Origin of the sequence: Paraburkholderia terrae, from assembly GCF_002902925.1 — a bacterium.
Lineage (GTDB): Bacteria > Pseudomonadota > Gammaproteobacteria > Burkholderiales > Burkholderiaceae > Paraburkholderia > Paraburkholderia terrae.
Map to the genome: position 1 here is coordinate 477,663 of NZ_CP026114.1, position 24,401 is coordinate 502,063.

Consider the following 24,401-nt stretch of genomic DNA (forward strand, 5'->3'; position numbering starts at 1 on the left):
AGAGGCTGCGCGTGTGAGATTTCGCTCAACACATATTTTGGGAGCGGCACATGCAACCTGGAATGATTGGACTGGGACGCATGGGCGCCGACATGGTGCGGCGGCTTTCGCAGGCTGGTCAGCGGTGCGTCGTGTTCGACGTCCAGCCGGCAGCGGTGCAGCGCCTCCAGCAGGAGGGTATTGCCGGCGCGTCGACGCTCGAAGATCTGGTCGCCAGACTGGAAAAGCCGCGCGCCGTGTGGCTGATGGTGCCTGCGGCCGTGGTCGATTCGACCCTCGAAAAACTGGTGCCGCTGCCTGATCTCATGGCGCTAGTTACCTCCTTGTCGTCGCAAAGCCCGTGCGTCGACAAGGGGGTGTTGACGAAGGAGCCATTCGGCCGATCTCGACATTCATCGATCAATGACCGAAGACGGCGAACTCCACTGTATGGCGAAGGGCGAGGCTCGGATCCAAAGGAGACTGCGCTCGGTTCCCGAGTGCGGGGGTTCTGCGAGAACATTAGGTTCGGGCTTCAGGCAGGCCCAGACACCCAGGAGAACTCATGTTTGACCACGTCAAATTTGGAGTCCGTGACTATGCAGCAAGCAAAGCGTTCTTCCTCAAGGCACTCGAACCGCTCGGCGTAGCTATTGTCTCGGAGGGGCCGCCGACATACGGTGTCGAGCTCAGCCCAAAGGGTAAGGCTTCATTGTGCCTGTACCAAACCGAGGAGAAGCCGGCACATCTTCACCTGGCGTTCGCGGCCGAGAATCGCCAGCAGGTCGAAGCTTTCTATCGCGCAGCTCTGGAGGCGGGTGGCAAAGACAATGGGCCGCCTGGTCTGCGCCCGCACTACCATGCGAACTACTATGCAGCTTTCGTCACTGGTCCGGACGGGCACAACATTGAGGTGGTTTGCCACGAACCCGAGGCCTAATGCTCCTATCGAGGTCGAACTCAGCACCCTGAAGGGAGTTGCGCACCCTGGCGCTGCCTGGTGGATGCCTTGACCTCCATCGAGATTGCTCCGTTTCAGCAAATTGCGTCGAAATAGAATATGATGATCATCATGCCAATATCATCATTCAACGGCAAAGCCGCCAGCCGTAAGGAAATCACGCACGCGCGCATCGTCGAGGTTGCCGCTCGCGCGATCCGGCGCAGCGGCTACGACGGGACGGGAGTGGCCGACATCATGAAGGAGGCCGGCCTGACACATGGCGGCTTCTACGCGCACTTTCCATCGCGGGAGGTGCTGCTCGCCGAAGCGGCTGACCGCGCCGGTGCCGAGTCGGTGGCCCTGGCGGAGCAAATCGCCGCCTCTGTGCCACCGGAGCAGGCATTGCCGTCGATGGTGCGCGCCTATCTGTCGAAGGAGCACCGTGAAGGCATCGAGGCAGGCTGCCCGATATCCGCTCTTGGCTCGGAGATGCCGCGCCAGGCGCCGGTCGTTCGGCGCGCTGCTACCCGCCGCATCAAGGAGATGATCGATGTGGTTGCGCGCCAATTGCCTGATTGGGGCCAACCGGGGGCGCATGAACAGGCACTGATGATCGTTGCCACCATGGTTGGCACCATGGTGCTGGCGCGCGCCGTCGACGACCCCAGGTTGTCGGACGGTTTTCTGGAAGCCGCATTGAAGAAATTCGCACCCACTGACGAGTAAATCCGCTTGTTCGACGTGCGTTTTTGCTGGGCCTTGAATATGACGGTCATCATATTTTTTCAGAGCAAGCGCTGATCTAACCACGCAAAGACACGGCTCACTATCGGAAGGAAGGACGTTATGAAAAGCGGAATAGCCATCGTGACGGGCGCCTCGTCAGGCATCGGCGAAGCCACGGCAAACCGCCTCACCAAGGCCGGGTACAAGGTCTACGGCACCAGCCGTCGCGGAACGCAAGCCGGCCAGCGGACCTTCGAAATGCTGCCGCTGGACGTGACCAGCGAAGCATCCGTCGAGGCAGCCCTCAAGGAAGTACTGCACCTGCACGGTCGCATCGACCTGCTGGTGAACAATGCTGGCTTTGGCATCGCCCCTGCCGCAGCAGAAGAGAGTTCGCTTGACCAGGCCCGTGCGATCTTCGATACGAACTTCTTCGGGATTGTCCGCATGACGCGTGCCGTGTTGCCCCATATGCGCCAGCAAGGTAGTGGCCGCATCATCAACATCGGCTCTGTGCTGGGTTTCTTGCCCATGCCCTGTATGGCTTTGTATTCCGCCACCAAGCACGCGGTAGCAGGCTATTCGGAGTCGCTCGACCACGAGTTGCGCGCGATGGGCATCCGGGTATCGGTCATTGAGCCTGCCTACATCAAGACGTCGTTTGATGCGAACTTGATGGCACCCGATGCTCCCCTCGACGCGTACCGCGAAGTACGCTCGGCTGTGGATAAGCGAGTCAAGGAGGTGGTCGAGGGTGCTGACGGTCCCGAGATTGTGGCCGAGACCGTGTTGCAGGCCGCCCTCGCGGCTCGTCCGAAACGCCGCTATGCAGCCGGCGGAGTCGCCGGACGTCTGCGATTGCTACGCAGATTTGCGCCTGCGAGCCTGGTGGACGCCGGCATTCGCAAAGACCTTCGGCTCGCGACGTAGGCGCGATTACCTGACACAACAAGAAGCGGACAAGGAAGAAGGAACCATGATGAAGGCATTCGTCGTCGATCGATATGGACGCAAGCAACGCATACGAGCCGGCGACATGCCGATGCCGGAACTGCGTGAAGATGACGTGTTAATCCAGATTCACGCCGCTGGTGTGAATCCTCTCGATTCGAAGATCAGGGACGGGGCGTTCAAGCTCATTCTGCCCTATCGCTTGCCGCTGATTCTGGGCAACGACCTGGCTGGGGTCGTTGCCCGTGTCGGATCGCGCGTGCAACGATTCAGGCCGGGCGATGAGGTCTATGCGCGACCGCCCAAAGACCGGATCGGTACGTTCACGGAATTCATCGCGATCAGGGAAGACGCGGTGGCCCTCAAGCCCAACGCGCTCAGTATGGAAGAAGCGGCTTCCATCCCGTTGGTGGGCTTGACCGCGTGGCAAGCGCTGGTCGAACGAGGGCAACTGAAGAAAGGGCAGAAGGTGCTCATACACGCCGGCTCGGGCGGCGTTGGCACCTTTGCTATTCAACTGGCGAAGCATCTGGGCGCGACCGTCGCGACGACAGCGAGCGCCGCGAATGCCGGATTGATGAAGCGGCTCGGTGCGGATATCGTCATCGATTACAGGAAAGATGACTTTGCTGCTGTGGTGAAAGACTTCGACGTGGTGCTGGATACGCAGGGCGGAAATACGCTCGAAAGGTCACTGCGAGTGCTCAGGCCGGGTGGCAAGCTCATCGGGATCGCCGGTCCGCCCGATCCTGATTTGGCTGCACAGATAGGTGCCTCCTGGTTCCTGAAAACGGCGATGCGCTTTCTAAGCTATCGCATCCGGAAGGCGGCCAAACGTCGTGACGTCAATTATTCGTTTTTATTCATGCGTGCCGATGGCGACCAGCTAGGTCAGATCGCGTCGCTCATTGAAGCAGGTGCGATCAGGCCGGTGATCGATCGGGTTTTCCCGTTCGAGTCAACACAAGAGGCTTTGGCTTACGTCGAAACGGGACGAGCAAAGGGTAAGGTTGTCATCAGGATCCGATAGAAGGACGGACCTCCGTTTGCTTCGTCACGACTGAAACGGCGCTTATGCAGCGAATTTCTTGTGACCATCTCCGCCCGCAACTAGCAAAGTACCTCTGTGTTTAGTCCTGGAGTCCTTTAGGCGGTTCGTAGCGAGGGAAACCGTTATATTCGGTGATTCGCTCAGCGTTGGCGAGCGGCCAGGAATGTCGGGCGTTGGGCACCCCGCCGTCCACGCGGATCACTGTACCGTTAATGAAGGCCGAGGCCTCCGAGAGCAGGAAAACCGCAGCGCTCGCGAGCTCAGATTCGGTACCAAAACGTTGAAGCGGCACTTTATGCTTCAGTTGGCGGAGTAATGCCTGGTATTCTTCGTTATAGCTGTCCATGCCTGCGGAGGCGATCCATCCCGGTGCCACGGCGTTCACCCGAACGCCCGCATGCCCCATTCACAGGCTGCCGTCTCGGTCAAATTCCAGACACCCGCCCGTGCGGCGCCCGAATGCCCCATCCCGGGCATGCCACCCCAAATATCCGCGAGCATATTCACGATCGAACCACCGTGAGCCGCCATCCATTGGGTAAAGCACTCGCGCGACATGAGGAATGTCCCGTGCAAGTTATTACGCACTACAGCGTCCCAGCCATTCAGTGAGATTTTTTCCAGCTTTGCCGGGAACTGTCCACCGGCACAGTTAAACAGGCCATCGATGCGACCGAAGTCCACGAGAGCCGCCGCAACCGTCTGTTTCACGCTGGCTTCCTCGCGAATATCGCAAGTATATAAGCCGATTCGGTCCGCACTTTCCGGATAGTCCACATTGAGCTCGTCACGAACCGCAGTCAGTTTCTCCTGATTCCGTCCGACCATGATCAGCGTCGCGCCCAGCGAGGTAAGCTCATGCGCAGTGCAGCGACCAAGGCCACTTCCGGCTCCGGTTACCATCACAACTTTCCCGTCAAACAGGCCCGGTCGAAATACCGAACGGTAGCGGGCACTGACTGATTCATTTACGCGGTCCTTCATATCGTCTCTCCGAATTGGCGATGCGGCCGCCCGGCCTTTGGTGCCGATTGTTCCGTAAAAAAGGAGCTCCGTGAATCGGTTGCAGCTGCAATCATGTTGCTCGATCACAGTCCGAGCTCTTCTCGTAAATTAGTACCTTTAAAGACCTGAAATGCGAGTAATGAATTCCATAGTTTGCAGCGCTTCTCTGCCTTTGTGATAAAGACCTGCTCGCAAGGGATAGTGTGTTGATGTCCACGGAGAATTGACCCACCTGAGGCCGTAGTTTTCATCGAATTTTGACCCACGTGATTGAATGCCCTGCTCAATCTTTGAGCGGGGGCAACAAGGGTGATCACGGTGGGCATACTGGCCAAGATCCGGCGGATGTATTTCCGCGAGAAGGTCCCGCTGCGCGAGATTGCGAGGCGAACGGGCCTGTCCCGAAACACGGTGCGCACGTGGCTGCGGCAGGCCGACGCCACCGAGCCGAAGTACCCGAAGCGCATCAGTCCCAGTGTTATCGATGACTGGGCTGCGCAACTGACGGGCTGGCTACGGGCAGACAGTCACCGACCGAAGCGTGACCGACGCACGGCGCGCTTCATGTTCGAGGCAATCCGTGAACAGGGCTATGCCGGCAGCTACGGCCGTGTCAGTGCATTCGTGCGTCGCTGGCACGAGGAGCAGACCGAAGCGCCGCGCAAGAAGGCCTATGTGCCGCTGGCGTTCGAACCCGGCGAGGCATTCCAGTTCGACTGGAGTTGCGAGTACGCCTTCATCGGCGGTCTGCGACGCCGTCTCGAAGTCGCCCACGTCAAACTGAACGCCAGTCGTGCCTTCTGGCTGATCGCGTATCCCACGCAGAGTCACGAGATGCTGTTCGATGCCCATGCACGCGCATTTGCCGCGTTCGGTGGCGTCCCGCGCCGTGGCATCTACGACAACATGAAGACCGCCGTGGACAAGGTCGGGCGTGGCAAGGAGCGAGCGGTCAACGCGCGTTTCGAAGCGATGTGTGGTCACTACCTGTTCGAGCCAGAGTTCTGCAACCGGGCCGCTGGCTGGGAGAAAGGCATCGTTGAGAAGAACGTTCAGGACCGGCGTCGGCAGATCTGGCACGAGGCCGCACTGCGGCGCTGGGACACGCTGGACATCCTGAACGAATGGGTCGCTGGCCAGTGCCGTCAGGCCTGGCAGATGCGTCACCCACAGTGGCCAGAGCTGACGGTTGAGGATGTGCTCCAGGACGAACGCACGAGGCTGATGCCCAATCCCCGTCCGTTTGATGGCTACGTTGAGCAGACCCTGCGTGTGTCGTCCACCAGCCTCATTCACTTCCAGCGTAACCGTTACAGCGTACCGACCGAGTACACGAACCAGCTTGTGAGCGTGCGTTGCTATCCCGCGTATCTGAGCGTCGTCGTCGACGCCCTTGAGATTGCCCGCCACGAACGCAGCTTCGAGCGGCACATGACCTTCTACGACTGGCGCCACTACATCACGCTTGTGGAACGCAAACCGGGCGCATTACGTAACGGCGCCCCGTTTGCGACGATGCCGCAGCCGTTGCAGCAGCTTCAGCGCTATCTCCTGAAGCACCCGGGCGGCGACCGCGTCATGACGCAGGTGCTGGCGGCTGTACCGGAACACGGGCTTGATGCCGTACTGCTCGCCGTGCAGGCCGCGCTGGATTCAGGCCGTCCAAGCGTTGACCACGTGCTCAACGTTCTGAGCCGGCTCAAGGGACCAGTCGCAAACCAGAACGTCGCCGCAACGAGGCTCCAGCTCGTCGAGGAGCCTGCCGCCGATGTAGATCGTTACGAGAGCCTGCGCACCAACCCACCGGAGGATCGCCATGTCTAACGACGTCACGGCCCAGCTAAAGAGCCTCAAGCTGCATGGCATGGCCAGCAGCTGGCCCGAACTGCTGGCTCAATCGCGCCACACCGAGTTCGAGCCCGAGCGTTTCATGAAGCAGCTTCTGCAGGCAGAAACGGCCGAGCGGCAGGTGCGCTCGATCGCTTACCAGATGACTGCTGCACGATTCCCGGCTCACCGCGACCTGAAGGGCTTCGACTTCTCGGAGGCACGCGTTGATGAAGCGCTGATCCATGAGCTGAATGATCTGGCGTTTCTCGCAAGCGCACACAACGTCGTGTTCATCGGCGGACCCGGCACCGGCAAAACCCATCTGGCCACAGCGATCGGAATCGAAGCGGTGCAACGGCAAGGCAAGCGTGTGCGGTACTTCTCAACGGTCGAGCTGACCAACGCGCTGGAACTCGAGAAGACAGCCGGCAAACAAGGGCAGATTGCACACAAACTGATGTACGTCGATCTGGTGATTCTCGATGAACTGGGCTACCTGCCGTTCAGCCAGACTGGCGGGGCGCTACTGTTCCATCTGCTCTCGAAGCTGTATGAACACACGAGCGTGGTGATCACGACGAACCTGAGCTTCGGGGAATGGGCCAACGTGTTTGGCGATGCAAAGATGACAACGGCGCTTCTGGACCGCGTCACCCATCACTGCCATATCGTTGAAACGGGCAATGAATCGTGGCGCTTCAGGACCAGTTCTGCCAAAGCAAAAGCGACGAGAAAGAGAGCTTCAAAGACGACAGACGGCGAAGAGTTATCCACATCGGAATAGATGCACTACGCTGTCTGGGGGTGGGTCAAATTTAGATGAAAACAGTGGGTCAGAATTCGGTGGAAATCAACAGGCTCGTCCATCATTCAACGATCTTCGAGATGAATGTCGAAAGCTACCGTCGTCGCACCGCCAGCGACAAACAGAACAGCCGGCGCCGACAATCATCCGGCGACAATCAACAACAAGGAGCGACAACCATGACCGGATAACGACCGACAATCATCCCGGTCGACCGGCCAAGATGATTGTCGGTAAACCGGCCATGCTGCTTGACGCTATCTAGCCTCAAGTGTCGTCGCGCTGCAATAATGAGCTAAGAGAGGCTTCTTTGCGGGAAAATTGTCATCCTTTCGGATGTCGCCAAACAACGCATTCCAAATCTCCGCATTCTCAGCCAAGGTTGTATCTTCTTTCTTTGTGTCCACCATATCGCCCCGGTCATTCCGTCCACTCACTACACGCGCCAAGTACCGACTGTTTCTTGGCAAAATTCAATTTAACGGTTGAGCTGCGAAAGCGCGGTATCAGTGCATTAATCCTGCGCCCAGATGTTCTATCGATGCATTTAAGGTATCCGTCGTCACAGAGTGCTCCGGCACGCCGGGTAGGGCGAGCGCGGACGCGTGAAAAAAGCATCACGAATCGTCTCGCAGGTCGGGACGCAGTTCCGCCTCGATCTCGCGAATGGACGGCAGTGTTGTTTCCAGCGAAGGTGGCACCTCGCGCAGCAACTGGTACTCGGCGACGCCCATGGGCTTTGCGACACCCCTCAGGGCATACTCGGCGACCAGCCGGTTCTTTTCCTTGCACAGCAGCAGGCCAATGGTCGGCTGATCCTCTGGCGCCTTCACCTGCGCATCGATAGCGGACAGGTAGAAGTTAAGCTGGCCGGCATATTCTGGCCGGAACGGTGTTGTCTTGAGTTCGACGACGACGTAGCACCGCAACTTCAAATGGTAGAAGAGCAGGTCAATAAAGAATTCATCCCCGCCGACTTCGAGCCGGTACTGACGACCGACGAACGCAAAGCCGGCGCCAAGTTCCAGCAGGAACCGGGTGATGTGTCTCGTCAGTGCTTGCTCGATGTCGCGCTCCTGCGCGTCCTCTGTCAGGTTGAGGAAGTCAAAGAGGTATGGATCTTTCAACGCCTCGCGGGCGAGATCGGATTGAGGTGGCGGCAGCCTCTCTTCAAAGTTTGTGATGGCGTTTCCGGTTCGGGCGTGCGCGCCAGTCTCGATCTGCATCGCGAGTACGCTGCGTGACCAGCCGTGCTCAAGCGATTTGTGTGCATACCAATGCCGCTGGTCGCGGTCGTCGAGCTTGTCCAGCAGCGTCACGACGTGGGACCACGGCAATTGTGCAACGGGTTGTTGCACAAATTCCGGCTCGGGCCACGCCTGGGCGAGTGCCCGCATGTACTTCAGGTTGCGCGGCGAAAATCCTTTCATGTCAGGAAATGCCGCCTTCAGGTCGCGCGCGAGCTGGTCAACCACCCGTGCGCCCCACCCCTGCTGCTGCTGCCGCGCCAGGATGTCCCGGCCGATCTGCCAGTACAGCGTGACGAGTTCACGGTTTATGCTTGCTGCTGCGCGCTGCCGGGCGCGCTCGACCCGCTGCTTGAGCTCGGCAAGCCAGTTACGGTAATCGTCGCCCAGGGCGTCCAGTGTCAATTGGTCGGTCATGCAGTATCGAGGCGGCACGTCAGTTCGGTTCGGACATTATCCGGGGATGGTCGATCCCGGACAACCGGTCGCCGCGGCTGCTGCAAGCGTGATGAATCGGGTTTCAGGGCACGCCCCGCCATGGCTTCACCGGTGCTGCACGTTTCGTGTTGCCATATACGCCTCAAAAAGACCCGCATGCATCCGGCTGAATGCCTGACGCAGACTGACCAGTTCGTGCTGGTCGCCTTCGTGCTCCCGGCGCAGGATCTCCCCCAGCAGGGCGGTCGCGCGCGAGGCCGCCCGGTCACGCTGGACACGCGCCTCACCGAGCTGACCCGCGAGCGCCGGCTTGACCACCAGCAGCCACGCCGGGAACCACGCGTAATCGTCGACCTCGCCGGTGCCGGGAAACGCCGCATCGAAACGCCGGCGCAGCGTGTCAAGGGAAGCGTCGCCCAGCGCGGACAGCAACGCCGCGAACCGTACCGGCGCCAGCCACGCCAGCTCGGCAAGCAACGGCCACGCAGTATCCAGTCCGGCCGCCCGGTAGCGCGCCTCGGTCATCCAGGCGAGCGGTGCCGGGATGCGCCACCACGATTCGATGCCCTCGACCGCGTCACGCGCTGCTGCCCAGTCGCCGGCCAGAAGCCATAGCGGTGCGGCGTGGTTCTCCGCATCCGTGCCGCGAAACGCCAGGGTCGCCGCCCGCGCGGAGAGCTCTCGCCAGCACGGTGCGAGCCACGCGTGAACAGTCTGGGCGGACAGCGTCCGCCGGGCGGCCGGGACCACCTCGTCCTCCAGATGACGGCGGGCGCTGGCCAGCGCCGCGTGATCCGCAAAGGGCGCCGTCGTTGCGCGTTCGAGTTCGTGAACCAGCATGGTCATCGCGGCCAGCGTGTCATCGTCGGGATAGTCGCCGGCGAGCCGTTCCAATGCCGTACGCGCGGCCGTCGCATCGCGGCGCTGCAACCGCTCCAGTACGTCGTTACGCAACATCACGTCACGGCTGTCGGCAAAGATATCCAGTTGCTGCACGCTCTGCATGGTCATCGCGCTCAGAAAAGTTGCTCTTCAGGACGGGCCAGATTAGCCCACTTCACCGTGCTGCGGAAGGTGCGACCGTCGTCATCCACCGACTCGATAATCACGCGCTGGCCGCTCGCTTCGGCGATGACGCGCACGGTCCGCTCGCCGTAGCGCATCAACGCGCCGATCGGCGGACAGGCCGGGGCGTCGCGCCTGATTCGCCCGGTTCCCCGTTTGCGCGGGCGAGATTTCTGCTCCATCACACCTCGCCCCGCTTCTTCCGGCGCGCCGCCGTTTTGCCGGATGGCGTCGAGGCGACCGGGACCTTGCGTGCCGGCCCCGGCGTTCGGGCCGGACGGGCCGCAGTCGGGCGTGCCAGAGCGGCCTTCGCGCGAACAGGTCGCGCCTCGCGCGCATCGGCCTGACGCCCTGCCGCCAGCTGCTGCTGCAGCGTCACGTTCGTGGCCTGCACGGCATCGAGCCGCCCCTGCAGTACGCCGGCCTGATGGCGCGCGTCACCGAGCTGTGCCTGCAGCGATTCGACTGCGCTGCGATGCTCGGCGTCGCGCCGGTCGGCCCGCTTCGTGGTCTCGTCGACTTCCTTCTGCAGCTTCGCGACGGCGCCGCGCTCGCGGTCGATCTCGAGCAGCGCGCGCTTTTCCGTGGCGCGCAGGCGCTCCTCCGCCCGCTCGGCTGTCTCGCGCAGTTTCTCCAGGTCCCGCGAAAACCCTTCCCTTACCTTCTCAAGTTCCCGATCGCGGGCCACCGCTTCGGCCTTGAGCCGGTTGACCTCGGCGTCGAGCGCCTGACGCGCCGCATGGCCCTCGGCCTGCGCCTTTTCCAGTTCGCGGACCTCGACCTGGGCGACCAGCAGTGCCGCGGTGCGCTGTTCGAGCGCTGTTTCCGTGCGCGCCAGTTCGTCCCGCGCTGCCACGACGCGCTGTTCGGCATCGATGCGCTGCGTTTCCACTTCCGCACGCAGCGCATCCAGTTCCGCCTGTGCCGATGCCGTCGCGCGCGTCCACAGCGTCGCGACCAGATCCCCGGCCGCGGCGCCGAGATCGGCCGGCAGGTCCGGATGTTCGATCCGCACCCGGCTCTTTTCGCGCAGCTCCGCCCAGAACTCGCCCAGCACCGTCGCGGGCGTGCTCATGCTGCCGCGCCTCACCAGCTGGTACAGGCGGTTCGCAGTCGGCGTCTGGCCGAAGCGGAAGAACAGCAGCGCGCAGACCTCGCGGTACAGCGCGCGCGTGTTCGGGAATTCGGCTTTCAGGCGGTCGATCTCGGCCGCGAGCCGGGCGTCATCGGACGGAACATGAGACGAAACAGCGGACAGATCGTGAGACATGGAGGGGGAACACGTTGAGATGTATTAATAATACAACGTAAAACGCATCATATCCAACTATACAACGCCACTAATTTGACATTAACCCCATAATGTCGAAATAATGGCGCAGCGGGCCACTGCACCATTTGATAGCGTTGGTTGGCACGATCCTGTTCCCGTTTTCTGCGTGATTTTGTTCCCAGCCCCTATTTCGAATCGCGTGGGAGATCAACGTGGGCGTGGGTCCGGGACTCGCCGCACATCGCCGTTCTCTCTATGGCGATGACGTCCCGTACAGATGGCGCGACCTCGTGGTCGATGTTGTCCCAGCCACGAGATCAACGCGTCGAACGCCGCGGCAAACAACCGTTGGAGAAGACACAAAATTACTTCGAGCGTCCGGCTAAGGAACAATATGGTGCGGAATTTCTTGAATTAAATTTGTTCCCGTTGACCCGCGCTGCGGTTGTTTCACCGTGGTCTCACGGGAACAAAATTGTGCAAACCAACGATTTTAGGGTCCGATGAATGTCGGCCCCACCCCCGAAAAAGCTCACCCTTCCCGAAAAGGCTCACCTTCATGCCGAACCCGCCGCCGAACCGTCTGGTCGCGCTGCACCCCGCCCCGCTTGAAACGGTCGCGATTCCCGCCGCGCTCGACGGCCGCGCGGGCACCAACCGCGCGACGGGCGGCCACGCGCAGATTGCCGCGGCGAACGATCTCGAGGCGATCCGCGCCTGGCTCGCACGCTTCGCCGACAAGCCGGCGACCTTCGACAGCTACCGCAAGGAAGCAGAACGGCTGCTGCTGTGGTCACTGGTGGAACTGGGCAAGCCGCTCTCATCCCTCACCCACGAGGACTGCCTGCGCTACCAGCGCTTCGTCGCCGATCCGCAACCGGCCGCCACCTGGATCGCCAACGCCGGTGCGGGCGGCGGCCGCAAGCATCCGCGGGACGACGCGCGCTGGCGGCCCTTTCACGGCCCGCTGTCGCCCGCCAGCCTCCGCCAGGCGATGGTGATCCTGAACGTGCTGTTTTCGTGGCTGGTACAGGCCGGCTATCTCGCCGGCAATCCGCTCGCGCTCTCGCGCCAGCGCACCCCGAAAGCCGCCCCGCGCATCACCCGCTATCTGGAGCCTGGCCTGTGGCAGGAGGTCAAGGACTTCATTGCGTCGATGCCGCAGGAGACCACCCGGGACCGCGCGCACTATCACCGCGTGCGGTGGCTCTTCACGCTGCTGTACCTGGGCGGGCTGCGCATCGCCGAGGCCGGCGGCAACACGATGGGCCAGTTCTTCGTGCGGCGCGACGCCGACAGGACGATGCGCTGGTGGCTCACCGTGCACGGCAAGGGTGACAGGGAGCGCCTCGTGCCGGCGACGCGTGAACTGATGACTGAACTGTCGCGCTACCGCCAGCACCTGGGGATGACGGCCCTGCCCTCACCCAACGAGACGACGCCGCTCGTCCTCCCGATCGGAAGCACTGCGGGAAGCACAGCGGAACCGGGCCGGACGAAGACGGAAGGGCCGTCACAGCGGCCGCTGACCCGGGCCGCGCTGCACACGATCGTCAAGGACGTGTTTGCCGGCGCCGCCGGGCGGCTGCGCGAACGTGGCGAAGCTTTTGCGGCCCGCGCGGACCTGCTCGGGCAGGCCTCGGCGCACTGGCTGCGGCACAGCGCCGGTTCGCACATGGCCGACAATCAGGTCGACCTGCGACTCGTGCGCGACAACCTCGGTCACGCATCGCTGACCACGACGAGCCTTTACCTGCACGTCGACGACGATCGCCGCCATCACGAGACCGACGAGAAGCATCGCATCAACTGGTGACGCCTGCCCTGCCCGGATTCAGGCCGCAGACCGGTCAACGTTCGACCTCACGTTTGCGTTATACAGGGCACCCGGTACGGCCCGATACTCAAACCGCATCGCCTATGCAAGAATCCGTGTGACGCGCCCCGAAGCGTTGACTGCCTGACCGCCCATGGAAACTGTTGAACTCGAACCCCAGGTGCTTTCCGACCGCCGCGGCGTGGCGTTTGGTCTCGTGCGCCCGAACGGCCCGGTTGAATGCGTGATCACGATCGCGACACTGGAAGCGTATTTCTGGCTCGAACCCCGGGCCAGCGACGCCCGCATCCTGAAGACCTTCCGCGATGGCTACGGGCGCATCCGCGCGATTACCGAGCGCAGGCTGCTCGCCCATCCGGCTACGCGCCTGGAACTGACGCCGGACGATTTCGCGCGTCCCTGACGGCTTCACCACAGGTCCGGCAATCCGGATGGCCACGATCAGCATACCGAACCATCTCTCCCGCCACCGAGGATTGTCGCTGACGCGAAATGGTGAGAACGCCCGGATACGCCTCGCCAGTTCGTGAGGGGGAGCGGGTCGTCAGCCGTCCCGGTAAGGCCCGGTTCCGGCCTCATGACTTCGGTCGCATCGCCTCGCAGATGGCTGTTTTTACACAGTCGCCGTCGTGACAGTCAAAGCCCACCAACCTCGTGTGGCGAAAATGTCAAAGTCCAATGGTCGCATTTTTGAAATGTATTTTTTGAGTGCCACCATAGGACACCGAGCCGTGAATCAGGTTTGCAGGCAAACAGGGGGGCATCTCATGGGCAGCGCGCTGGTTTGGGCAGCGATCCCTCACAACGGCGATGGGGTCGTGTTCCAGGTTCGCGTGATTCGCGGACTTCAACGTTTTCATATCCCACGCCGGGTGCTTGAGGAGGCTTTTGACCTGCCACCTCATGCATCGGATGCAGGGCAACTCGAACTCTTTTATCGGCTCGCGACCCACATCCTGAGCCGGGCCATGCACAAACGTCCGATCGCGGGCGCTGACACTGCTGCATTTCAGACTTTGGATTTCGCCCCCGTCGTGGAGGTAGCACAGGGCGCGACGGCGCTCCCGTCGGAAACGCAAGGCTATCTGGCTTCAACTGAAGCGCAGTGACGGGTGAGAACCGTCGTTGGGGTGCGGGAAAGTCGAACGTATCGCGTTCACCTGTGGGTAACGCGCACAACCGCACAACGTTAGACAGCGCAATCCGCCATCACTTCTACACGTCGGGCTCGAAAAAAAGCCCAACGTCCTGTCGGGACGGTGGGCCTCAACACGCACCAAAAGTCAGGGATCACCGCTATAACTTCTGGAACCTTGAACGTTACATTACAGCGTACTGTCTATCAATCCGGACATACAAAAACAACGATTGAGTTACTTCTTATCAGGTTGTTGCGTCAACAAGCGATCTGATCAGGTAACGCTGTCGATCGGATGTTACGCACACCGGCCCGCTCATGCGGCATTCACGACGTCCTTGAATGCCTTGCCTGCGGTGAACTTGACGGTCTTCGCGGCCGGAATGGTGATGGTCTCGCCCGTCGACGGATTGCGACCCGTGCGTTCGGCGCGGGCGCCGGTCGAAAACGAGCCGAAGCCGATCAGCTGGACGGTATCGCCACGCGTCACGGCCGCCGTCACGGCCTCGAGAATGGCATCAATGGCTTCGCCCGTGCTGGCCTTGCTTTCGCCCGTGGTAGATGCGACAGCATCAATCAGTTCGTGTTTGTTCATCTTTCAGTCTCCCTTTGAGCAATAACATCCCCGATACAGCGGGACGGACGCCACCCTACCGCAGGTGCGTCGGTCCGGCAACCCGCGAGTTGGCTGACCAGGCACCGCTTCGCGCCGAAGGGCCCCTTTCCTGTCGGCAGGTCTTTTGGCGGAGCTGGCTTGCATGTTCGCGCGCCAGACGGTTAGTTGCGCAATGCTCTCATGCGGAGTTGAGTCTGTGGAGGAAGAAGCGATATGCTTCGCGCCTGATTTTTGAATCGCGATGAATGGACATTCACCCAACAGGACTTCACACGTGCAACAGCGACGTATAACCGCACGACGTTCGTCGGTGCATGGCAAAGGGCTCTTCGCGCTGCGGCCCATCGCCGCCGGCGAGCGGCTTATCGAATACACGGGTGAGCTGACCAGCTGGCGGCGGGCCGCCGCGCGCCAGCGCGCCGACGCTGGCCACACATTCGTATTCGGAGTCTCGGATGGGCGGGTGATTGATGGCAGCCGCGGTGGCAACAGCGCACGCTTCCTGAACCACGCATGCGCACCGAACTGCGAAGCCATTGAGTCGGGTGATCGTGTCTTCATCCACGCGCTCGCCGACATCGCGCCCGGCTCCGAGCTGTTTATCGACTATGCGCTGGCCATCGACAGCGAACCGACCGATGAGATCCGGCAACAGTACGCATGCCGTTGTGGTTTGGCCGGATGCCGGCAAACCATGCTCAGCGCGTCAGACGGCTGACGTCGGCCGACGCGAATGACCGTTACCGGCAATGCTAGATGCCCCTTCGCGACCCCTTGCGGCCCCCTGCTCCCGCGCGACCTAAACGGCTCCTTTCAAGGTCGTCCAGCCGTTCGCCCATCAGGTCAAGCGGTGAGTGTCGAGTGACGGGCGAAACCGCCACTTTCGAGGCAACGCCACATGGGTCAGCCGCCACCGTCCCGTCCGTGACATAGGGGCCCTGCGTGTACTATTCGTGTTGAACACAGCGGACGACTGCTACGGATGTAGCATCATCAGCAGTGTCATTGCAGTTCGCTTCGAAAGCGGTCCCGGGAGACGATGTGATGCGCGTACTGATCGTCGATGATCACGAGCTGTTCAGAGCCGGATTGGCGCTGCTGCTGAGAGAGCTGTTTCCGAGCATCGAGTTGCTGCACGCGAGTACGTTGTCGCAGGGCATGCATCATGCGCTCGGCGAGTTCCTGAACATCGTTTTTCTCGATCTCGATCTTCCCGACGGTCACGGTTGCGACGCGCTTGCCGAATTGAAGGAGTTGCGACCGTCGTTACCGGTGATTGTGATATCGGCGGACGAGAGCGTGGAAACCATCAGTCGATGCATCGAACTGCGCGCCATGGGATACGTACCCAAGTCGTCGCCTCCCGAAGCGCTTCATGCAGCGATAAGCGCAGCGCTTGCCGGGGGCGTGTTCCTGCCCGCTGCCAGCATCGCGAGGCTCAGGCGTGACATGGGCACGGACGAGGCTCCCGTAAGTAGGCCTGTGAACGCACAGCCGGGCTGCAATTCGGAAATGAGCAGCGCATCCGAGCTGGGACTCACTCCGAGAGAGTTCGAAACGTTGGCGTGGCTGGTGCGCGGGCTTCCGTCCAAGGCGATTGCGCTGAGAATGGGGCTCGAAGACATTACAGTACGAAAATACGTCAGTCATTTGCTCGCGCATTTCAATCTGCGGCGCCGTACGGAACTCATCGTCATGCTGGCGGATAAAGGGATCAGACTCGGCGTCCCGCCAGTCACGGATCCCGCACATGATCGAGGCCCGTCGGCCGTTGGGCAGCAACGAACCGACTGACTTCAGCGAGCGTGCTTTCCGGCGCGGAAGACTTCCGCAACAGCACGAACGGCCCGGCGAAATCGCGAAGTGCGTGCGGAGACACCAGTTCGCCAGTGATGAATGCAACGGGAAGCACACCCGCCCATGCGAAATGCTGCCTGATCCGTTCGGCGACCTCAATGCCAGTCGGGCCGTCGCGCAGCCGGATATCGGTGACAATGATGTCGGGTGCGCGGCCATCGTCGGCGAGAATCGCTTCAAATCCCGCCATCGACCCGGCGCTATCCACCAGTGCGCCAGCACTGAGGAATAATCGTCGCAGCCCCTCCAGAACGGTCGGCTCGTCGTCGCAAAGCAGGACGTATCTGCCTTTAAGGATGGACGTGCATGCTGCGTTCGCTTGATCTTCCGTCACGATGACGGGTGCCAATTGCGATATCGGAGCGTACAGGGAGAAGCGTGACCCGCGCCCTTCGACCGACCAGAAACGCATGCTGTGCTTCGGCAGAATTCCGACAACCCGATTGACGATAGACAACCCAAGCCCAAGGCCTTTCGACCGGTCGCGGCCAGGATTGTTTATCTGATAGTACTCGGCGAATATCGCATCCCGGTGCTCGGGCGAGATGCCGATGCCCGTGTCCCATACGTCAATGCGAAGCCGTTCCCCAATCAGCACCCAGCCGATTACGACTCCCCCCGCGGAGGTGTTCTTGATCGCATTCGATACAAGATTGGACAATGCTCGTTTGAACAGGGAGCGGTCGGTTTCAATGGGTGGAGGGTAACGCCGACGCTCGCCGATCCTGAATTCGATATCTCGCGATCTCGCCGGTTCAAGGTATTGCTCGAAGACTTCCCTAAGCACGGTCTGCGTATCGAGTGGCGCCAGGTGCGGAACGTATGAACCCAGTTCGCTATAGTCCTGAATGTCCTTGAACATATCGAGAAGGTCGCGCGCGGTCTCCTCGATGACATCCAGGTCGCGATCCACCGCGTATCCGTCCCTGGTCCTCGTCCGGGCGCTTCGAATGAAGAGGTTGATTGCGGCGAGAGGTTGCTGGATGTCGTGATACGCCGATGAGAAGAACCGCTCTTTCTCCCTGACGAGGTCTTGCATGCGTAGGTTCTGTTCGCTAACTGCGCGCGACGCCGCTTCGACGCGCGCCTTGGCCGCGCGCAAGGTGCGCCGATACATGAATTCGCGCCTCGCGGCACGTTCCAGCGGAATGCTGACTAGCAAACCGACGATATACATCATCGGCACCATCGTGGCATGCGCAACCACCGACTCCACGCGCGCGCCGACGCTCTGCCCACCGGGCTTGAGATAGAGCATGACAAGGTAACTGACGACGCATAGCCCGATCAGCCACGCCGCCGTGACGACTCGAAGCCGGAAGGCCATGAATATCATGAAAAGGGCAAACGTCAGGATCGGGTAAGCTTCCCGCCAGGCCAGGTCGCCGGGATAGATCTGTACCATTCTCAGGACCGCGAACCAGCAACCGATCGTCCAGACACTGAGCAGCCCGACGGCCCAGCACTCGTCAAGTGCGCGTGGGCTCCACAACAGCACGGGCACCGTCATGCCGATCGTCCCGGCGATTCTCAGGAAAATGAGTTCTTTGTGGTGCAGATGGGAGGGATCGAGTACGTCTAATCGCCCGAAGTCGTGGATGGAAAACACGACCCACAACGCGGTGAAGATTGTGATGGCGAGCCTGCGCTGTCCGAAGAAGCGCCGCGCGTAGTCCATCCGGAACGCTTGCTCCTGAGCCGCCGATCTGAACCTGCGTATTACGACGCCAGACAATCTCATAAGGCTGCTTCAACAGGAAAGCCGCCGTGGGCGGATAGTGCGCGACGTCGAGAGGCTGTATCGGCGCACCACGGGTTAGACAGGTCCCCACCGAACGTGGCTAACGGAGTAAGACGGCACATTCCAGCGAAAGCGGCGCCGGTGGTCATGGGCGCACAACACCATCGTGCGTAACCACATAAAAACAGAATAACAGGTCGCCATTTCTAGGATCAGCCACAAATGTATCAACTACGGGATGTGTCCTTGCCTGCACTTGAAGGTTCAGCGAGGCACTCCGCCAACATTGAAGGCGAATTGCTGATACGTCACCGGGATGGGCCAGCGGGAGTGCATACAACTTTCGTCTGCGTTGCTGGTCTGTCGCCTACGCATGTGCGTTGTGACGGTGTTTCGCCTGACCAACAATGAATATGACAGCAACGCTGGAAAGGCATTCGTCGAGTGCATCCACATCGGTTGATCGTTGCAACGAGCCGAACCTGTCTCTGTTCGTGCGAAGACTGCTGTCGGTTGGCGAAAGATGCACACGCCGATCTCTTAAACTCCGAGGGAGTACTCCCATGAAACTCTATCAATCGATCACCGTCTGTATTGCCCTGATAGCTGGAGTCGCAGCAGACGGATGCTTCGCCCAAACGGCGATCAACCAGCAGGGGGCGGTAACGGATGGCAACGCCCCGCAGGTTTCAGAGGTCGCGGTTCCGGCCGTCACACCGGCACCCTCCATGCCCGTTGGAAAAACACGCGCGCAAGTGATGCGCGAGCTCGAAGATTTTCAGAAAAATGGCGGCCCAGCTCTGATGCTTGATATTTACCGAGGCGGCGGCTAATGAAGCGTCGTGAGCCAGAAGGGCGTTTCGACCATCGAATGGTTGTCGGCGTGTTCCGATACGCCCGACATTGCAGGACTACGGACCGGCCAATCGCTAAAATCTACCTCGTGGGCTGGACGCGACCGACGTCGGCGGTCCTCTGACGGTCGACCTCCGCTGCGGATCGACCTCGACCCATTCGACATTCCAGTAAGAAGACTTCCGACACCGGAAGCTTCGCCGATCGCCTGATTGACCGGGACCGCCGATGAATTGCTGGATCGAGTCTGCACCTGAATTGTCCGCTACCAGGGCGATTGCGACGTTTGAATGTCCACGTGAATGCACAGACGAACGGCCGCAGATGGCCGACGGACTGAGGCGACGCGGTGCGTGTAGCGTGAGAGGTACTCGAGCACCGCCTTCGGTCCGGCGAACGGGCGCTTGGCTTAGACCACCCATTCGCAGGTACGTAGCGGCGCAAGCCACCGGGCAAAGGTGGCGGGATCAGCGAGCCCGGTGTACTCGCCGAAGAACATTCGCCACCCCGTCACTGCCCGTTCGCCATCCCGCCTGACCGCGCCGCATCCGACTCCGCTGAGCATCCCGGCCTATCAATCGCCATAGCCGCGAAGACTTCAAGCGCATCGGAGCACTCCGCGGTTTCCTCCATCGGGCTTATTCGACGCCTGCCGACACGCGCGGAGGCATTCATATTCATGCGGCCGATGGCAGGCATCGAATAACCCGATATGACTTTCCGTGTCAATGGGAATGTGGGGTGTCCAGTGTTCTGATACGCGAATGAATTTCCTGAGGGCGACGTAGCAGTAAATCTCGACGGTGGATCATCCTGATATCCGCGGGTTGGATACCGCATTACAGTGGACCGTCTCATGAGCCTGCCGCATTCTTAAGCCGCAAGTCGGTTGATATCCGTTGCGGGATTATGCCGCGGGTTACTCGAGTAGCCGGGCTACGCCGCCTTCAGGAAACTCGTGCATCTATAAAGTGAGCGTCGTGGTGCTTCGTAATCAGGTTGCCTCTTTGCTACGAGGTAACGCGAGCGACATCGCCAGGCGCCCGATGTCCCAGATGAAACCCGACAGTTCACGGGCCACAGCCACGACCGTGGTATTGGCATTCTTGCCACGTGCGGACAGTCTCCGGTATCGGCGACAGAGTCGAACCTGCGCGTCCCAGGCGCGATCGATGATGGCCTTCGGAATGCCTTCATGGCGGCGTTGAATATCGGCGCTTACACGTGCTGGGTGCCGGTAGCTCCAGGCAGCTTCGACGAGCAGCTTTCTTGCATAGCTGTTGCCGGTCTTGGTGATGCTGCCCTGCCGTCGCTTGTCACCCGATGAGTGTTCTGTCGGGGTGACGCCGAGCCACGCCATCAATTGCCGCGGGTGGTCAAAGCGTGACAGATCGCCGAGCTCGGCGAGCATTCCAACGGCCGTGGTGAACTGCACACCGCGCATGGCCTGCAGGCCCAGGACGGCCGGATAGAACCGCCAGTTTGTCACTGCCTCACGCAAGGCGGCTTCAACCCGCTGGCATTGCGCGAGCCGATCTTCAATCGTGCGCCGAAGCTCCTCAAACGCGAACTGTTGCCATTCGCTACCGAACGCATACTGGCTCACCCAGCGTCGGTGAGCAGGTCCCCAATCGGCGTGGCCGGTATAGCGTACATCGTGTGCGAGCAGGAACGACTTGAGCCGCTGCCGCGCCTGCCTCAAATCGTCTTTGGCTGTCATCCATGCACGGGCGAGGTCGCGAAATGCCTCGTCCCCGACCGTCGGCACATACACCGCTGACAGGTCTCCGGCCCGTAGAGACCGCACAAGCTTGATCGCATCGCGCCGATCCGTCTTGACGCGCTCGCCGGGCTTTCTGGGAATCAGCGACGGTGCGCACACCATGCAGTCGAATCCTTTCTGGACCAGTTGCCGGTAAAGGCCGTAGCCACATGGCCCTGCCTCGTAGACGACACGTACGTGTCGCGCTTTCGACTGAAGACGCTTGCACAGGCGATCGATATCCGTCTTCGTCGTACCGACCTTGCCCAGAAGTTCGACCTCGCCCGTGCCGAGCGCATAGGCGACCGTGATCGAGTCCTTGTGAACGTCCAGGCCGACGTACAGCGTGCTATCGTGTTCCATACTGGCCTCCGTGCGGGAATTCGCCGGGTGTGGCACCGTCCACACCGTGCGGCTCTGGCAGCAATGCTAACCCGCGTTTGATTCCTCACGGCGGCCAGCCTCTGCCTCACGGAAAGTCATAGTGTCTTAAACGACAGGTGCAGCTTGCGTCCACTAGAAGCTGAACCCTTCGCCACTCCTCAATGCAAGGGAAAACCCTCAAGACGACGAACTGCCCGACCAGCGTGGCACACCGGGCGTAGCACAGCAAATTGTTAGTCTCAGGATAACGAACGCATCCTCAGGGTCATTGAAAGTACCGCCCCTCGCTCCCTAGACTCGCCTCATGTCTTCAGCGAGAGCACACATGTCGAGTCAAAATCAGCCTCCCTCCCGTTGGGCCACGCGCCGGGCGGAAAAACATCGGCGCCTCGCGCGCGTCGCATCAATCGCCGACGGCGCGGTCTTGCCCACGGACCGCATGGTCGAAGTCCTGCAAAATCTGATTGCCCCGGGAGACCGCGTAGTCGTCGAGGGCAACAACCAGAAGCAGGCCGACTTCCTGTCGCGCTCGCTCGCGAAGGTCGATCCGGAAATCGTTCATGACCTGCATTTGATCATCCCGAGCGTGAGCCGTGCCGAGCATCTGGATCTGTTCGAGCGTGGCATCGCCCGAAAGCTCGACTTCGCCTTCGCCGGCGCGCAAAGCCTGCGCATTTCGCAATTTCTGCAGGACGGCATCCTCGAAATCGGTTCGATCCACACGTACGCTGAACTGTATGGCCGGCTGTATGTCGATCTGACGCCGAACGTCGTGCTGGTCGCCGGCTATAAGGCGGATCGCGACGGCAATCTCTATACGGGCGCCAGCACCGAAGACACGCCTGCCCTCGTCGAGGCCGCGGCGTTTCGCGACGGCATCGTGATCGCCCAGGTCAACGAAATCGTCGACGATCCGAAAGACCTGCCGCGCGTCGACATTCCCGGTTCGTGGATCGACTTCGTGGTCCAGTCGGACAAGCCATTCTTTATCGAGCCGCTGTTCACGCGGGACCCGCGCCTGATTACTCCCGTCCACATACTGATGGCGATGATGGCGATTCGCGGCATCTATGAACGGCATCAGGTGCAATCGCTGAATCACGGCATCGGCTTCAACACTGCCGCAATCGAACTGATCCTGCCCACTTATGGCGACAGGCTCGGGCTAAAGGGCAAGATCTGCCGCCACTGGACGCTGAATCCGCATCCGACGCTGATTCCCGCAATCGAAACCGGCTGGGTCGACAGCGTCCACTGCTTCGGCGGCGAACTGGGCATGGACGCCTATGTCGCGCAACGGCCCGATGTCTTCTTCACCGGCCGCGATGGTTCGATGCGCTCGAATCGCGCGATGTCCCAGCTCGCCGGCCAGTACGCGATCGACATGTTCATCGGCTCGACGCTGCAGATGGATGGCGCAGGCAACTCGTCGACGGTCACGCATGGGCGACTCGCCGGCTTCGGCGGTGCGCCGAACATGGGCCACGATCCGCATGGCCGCCGCCACGCGACGCCTGCCTGGCTCGATCTGTTGCAAACCGACAGCCCGCTCGAGCGCGGCCGCAAGCTGGTCGTGCAAATGGTCGAGACGTTTCAGGCGGGCGGCCAGCCGACCATCGTCGAGACGATCGACGCGGTGGAAGTTGGACGCGAAACGGGCATGCCGATCGCGCCGGTGATGATCTACGGCGACGACGTCACGCATGTGCTGACTGAGGAAGGCATTGCGTATCTGTACAAGGCGCGTTCGCTCGAACAACGTAAGGAAATGATCGCGGCCGTCGCGGGTGTGACGCCGATCGGCCTTTCGAGCAGCGCAGAGAAGCGGGCGGCACTGCGGCGCGACGGTCTGATCGCCCTGCCCGAGGACCTCGGCGTTCACCGCAGCGAAGCGAACCGGTCGCTGCTTGCCGCGAAGAGCATCGCGGATCTCGTTGACTGGTCGGACGGACTGTACGAGCCGCCCGCACGTTACCGGAGCTGGTGATGCGCGAGAACCTCGCAATGATCCATGCGCCACTGCAACGCGCTTCATCCGGCCTCGCCGGGCATTTCGGCGCGCAGGTGGTCGGCGCGCTGATCGATGAAGTGACGCTTGCGCCCAAACCCGGACTCGTTGATATCCGCAGTCAGGGCGCGCATCACGATCTCGACTGGAAGCTCATGTTCAAATCGGCGTGGGCACTCCAGCCGACCTTCGTGGAACTCGCTCAGGCCGGTATCGAAACGCGGCCGCTGCCCGAATTGCGTGAGCGCATCGGCGCAATTGGCCGCGATGGCGAAGCACGGATGATGGACGCAACGCATGGTGTCAACACGCATCGCGGCGCGATCTGGGCGCTCGGACTGCTGGTGACGGCAGCCGCACGAGAACCGGACGACCTTGCAGCCGATGCGATCGCCGCACGCGCAGCCGAGATCGCGCGGATCTCCGACCGGCACGCGCCGCTACAAACCGGCCACAAAGGCGAGCAGGCACGCATCGAATACAACGTCGGCGGCGCACGCGGACAGGCGCAGGCCGGTTTCCCGCACGTCGTGCAAGTTGCGCTGCCGGAGCTCTTCCGCTCGCGCCAGCGCGGCGACAGCGAGACGGCCGCCAGGTTGAACGCGCTGCTCGCGGTGATGGCGAGCCTCGACGACACCTGTGTGCTTGCACGCGGGGGCCGCAGCGCACTCGCCGAGATGCAAAGCGGTGCGCGGCGCGTCCTTGCGCACGGTGGTGCCGCTACTCTGTCCGGCCGCCGTGATCTGAAGGCACTGGATCGCCGTCTCGTCGAGCTGCACGTGTCGCCCGGCGGCGCCGCCGATCTGCTCGCCGCCACGCTCTTTCTCGACCGGCTTCAGGTCGAAGCCGCCGCGACGACGAAGCCCAATACGACGAACACATAGGAAAGT

At 61.3% G+C, this 24,401-nt stretch carries 21 protein-coding genes and 4 pseudogenes; 16 read left to right on the top strand and 9 right to left on the bottom strand.

The window, feature by feature from the left end:
• Positions 1 to 50: 50 nt before the first annotated feature.
• The 5 genes and pseudogenes from C2L65_RS43975 to C2L65_RS43995 all read left to right on the top strand — a co-directional run.
• Positions 51 to 296, top strand: a pseudogene (locus C2L65_RS43975) (NAD(P)-binding domain-containing protein); the annotation flags it as partial.
• 248 nt (positions 297 to 544) lie between these two features.
• Positions 545 to 919, top strand: coding sequence for a VOC family protein (locus tag C2L65_RS43980; RefSeq protein ID WP_081920801.1), 375 nt, complete (start codon positions 545 to 547; stop codon positions 917 to 919).
• Positions 920 to 1,039: 120 nt separating this feature from the next.
• Entirely contained in the window at positions 1,040 to 1,648 is a 609-nt protein-coding gene (locus tag C2L65_RS43985; protein ID WP_042305746.1) for a TetR/AcrR family transcriptional regulator, read from the top strand.
• 120 nt (positions 1,649 to 1,768) lie between these two features.
• Entirely contained in the window at positions 1,769 to 2,578 is an 810-nt protein-coding gene (locus C2L65_RS43990; protein ID WP_042305745.1) for an oxidoreductase, read from the top strand.
• 49 nt (positions 2,579 to 2,627) lie between these two features.
• Positions 2,628 to 3,629, top strand: coding sequence for an NADP-dependent oxidoreductase (locus tag C2L65_RS43995; protein WP_042305770.1), 1,002 nt, complete (start codon positions 2,628 to 2,630; stop codon positions 3,627 to 3,629).
• A gap of 100 nt (positions 3,630 to 3,729) precedes the next feature.
• Here the strand turns inward: C2L65_RS43995 and C2L65_RS44000 are convergent.
• A pseudogene (locus tag C2L65_RS44000) lies at positions 3,730 to 4,634 on the bottom strand (SDR family oxidoreductase).
• 366 nt (positions 4,635 to 5,000) lie between these two features.
• Here C2L65_RS44000 and istA point away from each other — a divergent pair.
• The 3 genes and pseudogenes from istA to C2L65_RS46500 form a co-directional block, all read left to right on the top strand.
• Positions 5,001 to 6,479, top strand: a complete 1,479-nt coding sequence (gene istA, locus C2L65_RS44005; protein WP_427910162.1) for an IS21 family transposase — start codon at positions 5,001 to 5,003, stop codon at positions 6,477 to 6,479.
• Entirely contained in the window at positions 6,472 to 7,269 is a 798-nt protein-coding gene (gene istB, locus C2L65_RS44010) for an IS21-like element helper ATPase IstB (protein ID WP_042317367.1), read from the top strand. The genes istA and istB overlap by 8 nt, the downstream gene beginning before the upstream one ends.
• A 65-nt stretch (positions 7,270 to 7,334) precedes the next feature.
• Positions 7,335 to 7,481 (top strand): annotated as a pseudogene (locus tag C2L65_RS46500) (IS21-like element helper ATPase IstB); the annotation flags it as partial.
• A gap of 426 nt (positions 7,482 to 7,907) precedes the next feature.
• Here the strand turns inward: C2L65_RS46500 and C2L65_RS44020 are convergent.
• The 4 genes from C2L65_RS44020 to C2L65_RS44030 all read right to left on the bottom strand — a co-directional run bounded on the left by C2L65_RS44020 (position 7,908) and on the right by C2L65_RS44030 (position 11,310).
• Positions 7,908 to 8,954: a PDDEXK nuclease domain-containing protein gene (locus tag C2L65_RS44020; RefSeq protein WP_042317159.1), complete on the bottom strand. Its 1,047-nt coding sequence runs from the start codon at positions 8,952 to 8,954 to the stop codon at positions 7,908 to 7,910.
• Positions 8,955 to 9,080: 126 nt separating this feature from the next.
• Complete coding sequence (locus C2L65_RS44025) at positions 9,081 to 9,986, bottom strand: hypothetical protein (protein ID WP_042317161.1); 906 nt, start codon at positions 9,984 to 9,986, stop codon at positions 9,081 to 9,083.
• Positions 9,987 to 9,991: 5 nt separating this feature from the next.
• A complete protein-coding gene (locus C2L65_RS46030) occupies positions 9,992 to 10,222 on the bottom strand; it encodes a hypothetical protein (RefSeq protein WP_156132427.1) in 231 nt (76 codons plus the stop codon).
• Positions 10,222 to 11,310 carry a DNA-binding protein gene (locus C2L65_RS44030; protein ID WP_042317163.1) on the bottom strand — a complete coding sequence of 363 codons (1,089 nt, stop codon included), beginning with the start codon at positions 11,308 to 11,310 and terminating at the stop codon, positions 10,222 to 10,224. Before C2L65_RS44030 ends, C2L65_RS46030 begins: the two co-directional genes overlap by 1 nt.
• A gap of 562 nt (positions 11,311 to 11,872) precedes the next feature.
• Between C2L65_RS44030 and C2L65_RS44035 the strand changes: the two genes are divergently transcribed.
• From C2L65_RS44035 to C2L65_RS44045, 3 genes are all read left to right on the top strand, one after another.
• Positions 11,873 to 13,129, top strand: a complete 1,257-nt coding sequence (locus C2L65_RS44035; protein ID WP_042317165.1) for a tyrosine-type recombinase/integrase — start codon at positions 11,873 to 11,875, stop codon at positions 13,127 to 13,129.
• A 154-nt stretch (positions 13,130 to 13,283) separates the two neighbouring features.
• Positions 13,284 to 13,553, top strand: a complete 270-nt coding sequence (locus C2L65_RS44040; protein WP_042317167.1) for a DUF1488 family protein — start codon at positions 13,284 to 13,286, stop codon at positions 13,551 to 13,553.
• Positions 13,554 to 13,815: 262 nt separating this feature from the next.
• Positions 13,816 to 14,259 carry a hypothetical protein gene (locus tag C2L65_RS44045; RefSeq protein ID WP_427910222.1) on the top strand — a complete coding sequence of 148 codons (444 nt, stop codon included), beginning with the start codon at positions 13,816 to 13,818 and terminating at the stop codon, positions 14,257 to 14,259.
• A gap of 345 nt (positions 14,260 to 14,604) precedes the next feature.
• Here C2L65_RS44045 and C2L65_RS44050 read toward each other — a convergent pair whose 3' ends face one another.
• Complete coding sequence (locus C2L65_RS44050) at positions 14,605 to 14,883, bottom strand: HU family DNA-binding protein (RefSeq protein ID WP_042317169.1); 279 nt, start codon at positions 14,881 to 14,883, stop codon at positions 14,605 to 14,607.
• Between the two features lie 295 nt (positions 14,884 to 15,178).
• On the opposite strand from C2L65_RS44050, the gene C2L65_RS44055 reads away from it, so the two are divergent.
• Both C2L65_RS44055 and C2L65_RS44060 read left to right on the top strand, forming a co-directional pair.
• Entirely contained in the window at positions 15,179 to 15,622 is a 444-nt protein-coding gene (locus C2L65_RS44055) for an SET domain-containing protein (RefSeq protein WP_042317170.1), read from the top strand.
• Positions 15,623 to 15,948: 326 nt separating this feature from the next.
• Positions 15,949 to 16,698: a response regulator transcription factor gene (locus C2L65_RS44060; RefSeq protein ID WP_103254693.1), complete on the top strand. Its 750-nt coding sequence runs from the start codon at positions 15,949 to 15,951 to the stop codon at positions 16,696 to 16,698.
• Here the strand turns inward: C2L65_RS44060 and C2L65_RS44065 are convergent.
• The gene (locus C2L65_RS44065; RefSeq protein ID WP_158660440.1) at positions 16,640 to 18,439 is read right to left on the bottom strand and encodes a hybrid sensor histidine kinase/response regulator; all 1,800 of its coding nucleotides are present in this window, start codon (positions 18,437 to 18,439) and stop codon (positions 16,640 to 16,642) included. The genes C2L65_RS44060 and C2L65_RS44065 overlap by 59 nt on opposite strands.
• Before the next feature lie 626 nt (positions 18,440 to 19,065).
• On the opposite strand from C2L65_RS44065, the gene C2L65_RS44070 reads away from it, so the two are divergent.
• Positions 19,066 to 19,335, top strand: a complete 270-nt coding sequence (locus tag C2L65_RS44070) for a DUF4148 domain-containing protein (protein WP_042317314.1) — start codon at positions 19,066 to 19,068, stop codon at positions 19,333 to 19,335.
• 362 nt (positions 19,336 to 19,697) lie between these two features.
• On the opposite strand, the pseudogene C2L65_RS44075 reads toward C2L65_RS44070, so the two are convergent.
• Positions 19,698 to 19,853: pseudogene (locus C2L65_RS44075) on the bottom strand (transposase); the annotation flags it as partial.
• A 498-nt stretch (positions 19,854 to 20,351) separates the two neighbouring features.
• Positions 20,352 to 21,482 carry an IS110 family RNA-guided transposase gene (locus C2L65_RS44080; protein WP_042317385.1) on the bottom strand — a complete coding sequence of 377 codons (1,131 nt, stop codon included), beginning with the start codon at positions 21,480 to 21,482 and terminating at the stop codon, positions 20,352 to 20,354.
• 346 nt (positions 21,483 to 21,828) lie between these two features.
• Between C2L65_RS44080 and mdcA the strand changes: the two genes are divergently transcribed.
• On the top strand, positions 21,829 to 23,490 hold the full coding sequence (gene mdcA, locus C2L65_RS44085) for a malonate decarboxylase subunit alpha (RefSeq protein ID WP_042315739.1): 1,662 nt from the start codon (positions 21,829 to 21,831) through the stop codon (positions 23,488 to 23,490).
• A complete protein-coding gene (locus tag C2L65_RS44090) occupies positions 23,490 to 24,395 on the top strand; it encodes a triphosphoribosyl-dephospho-CoA synthase (RefSeq protein WP_052427037.1) in 906 nt (301 codons plus the stop codon). Before mdcA ends, C2L65_RS44090 begins: the two co-directional genes overlap by 1 nt.
• The last annotated feature ends 6 nt before the right edge of the window (positions 24,396 to 24,401 follow it).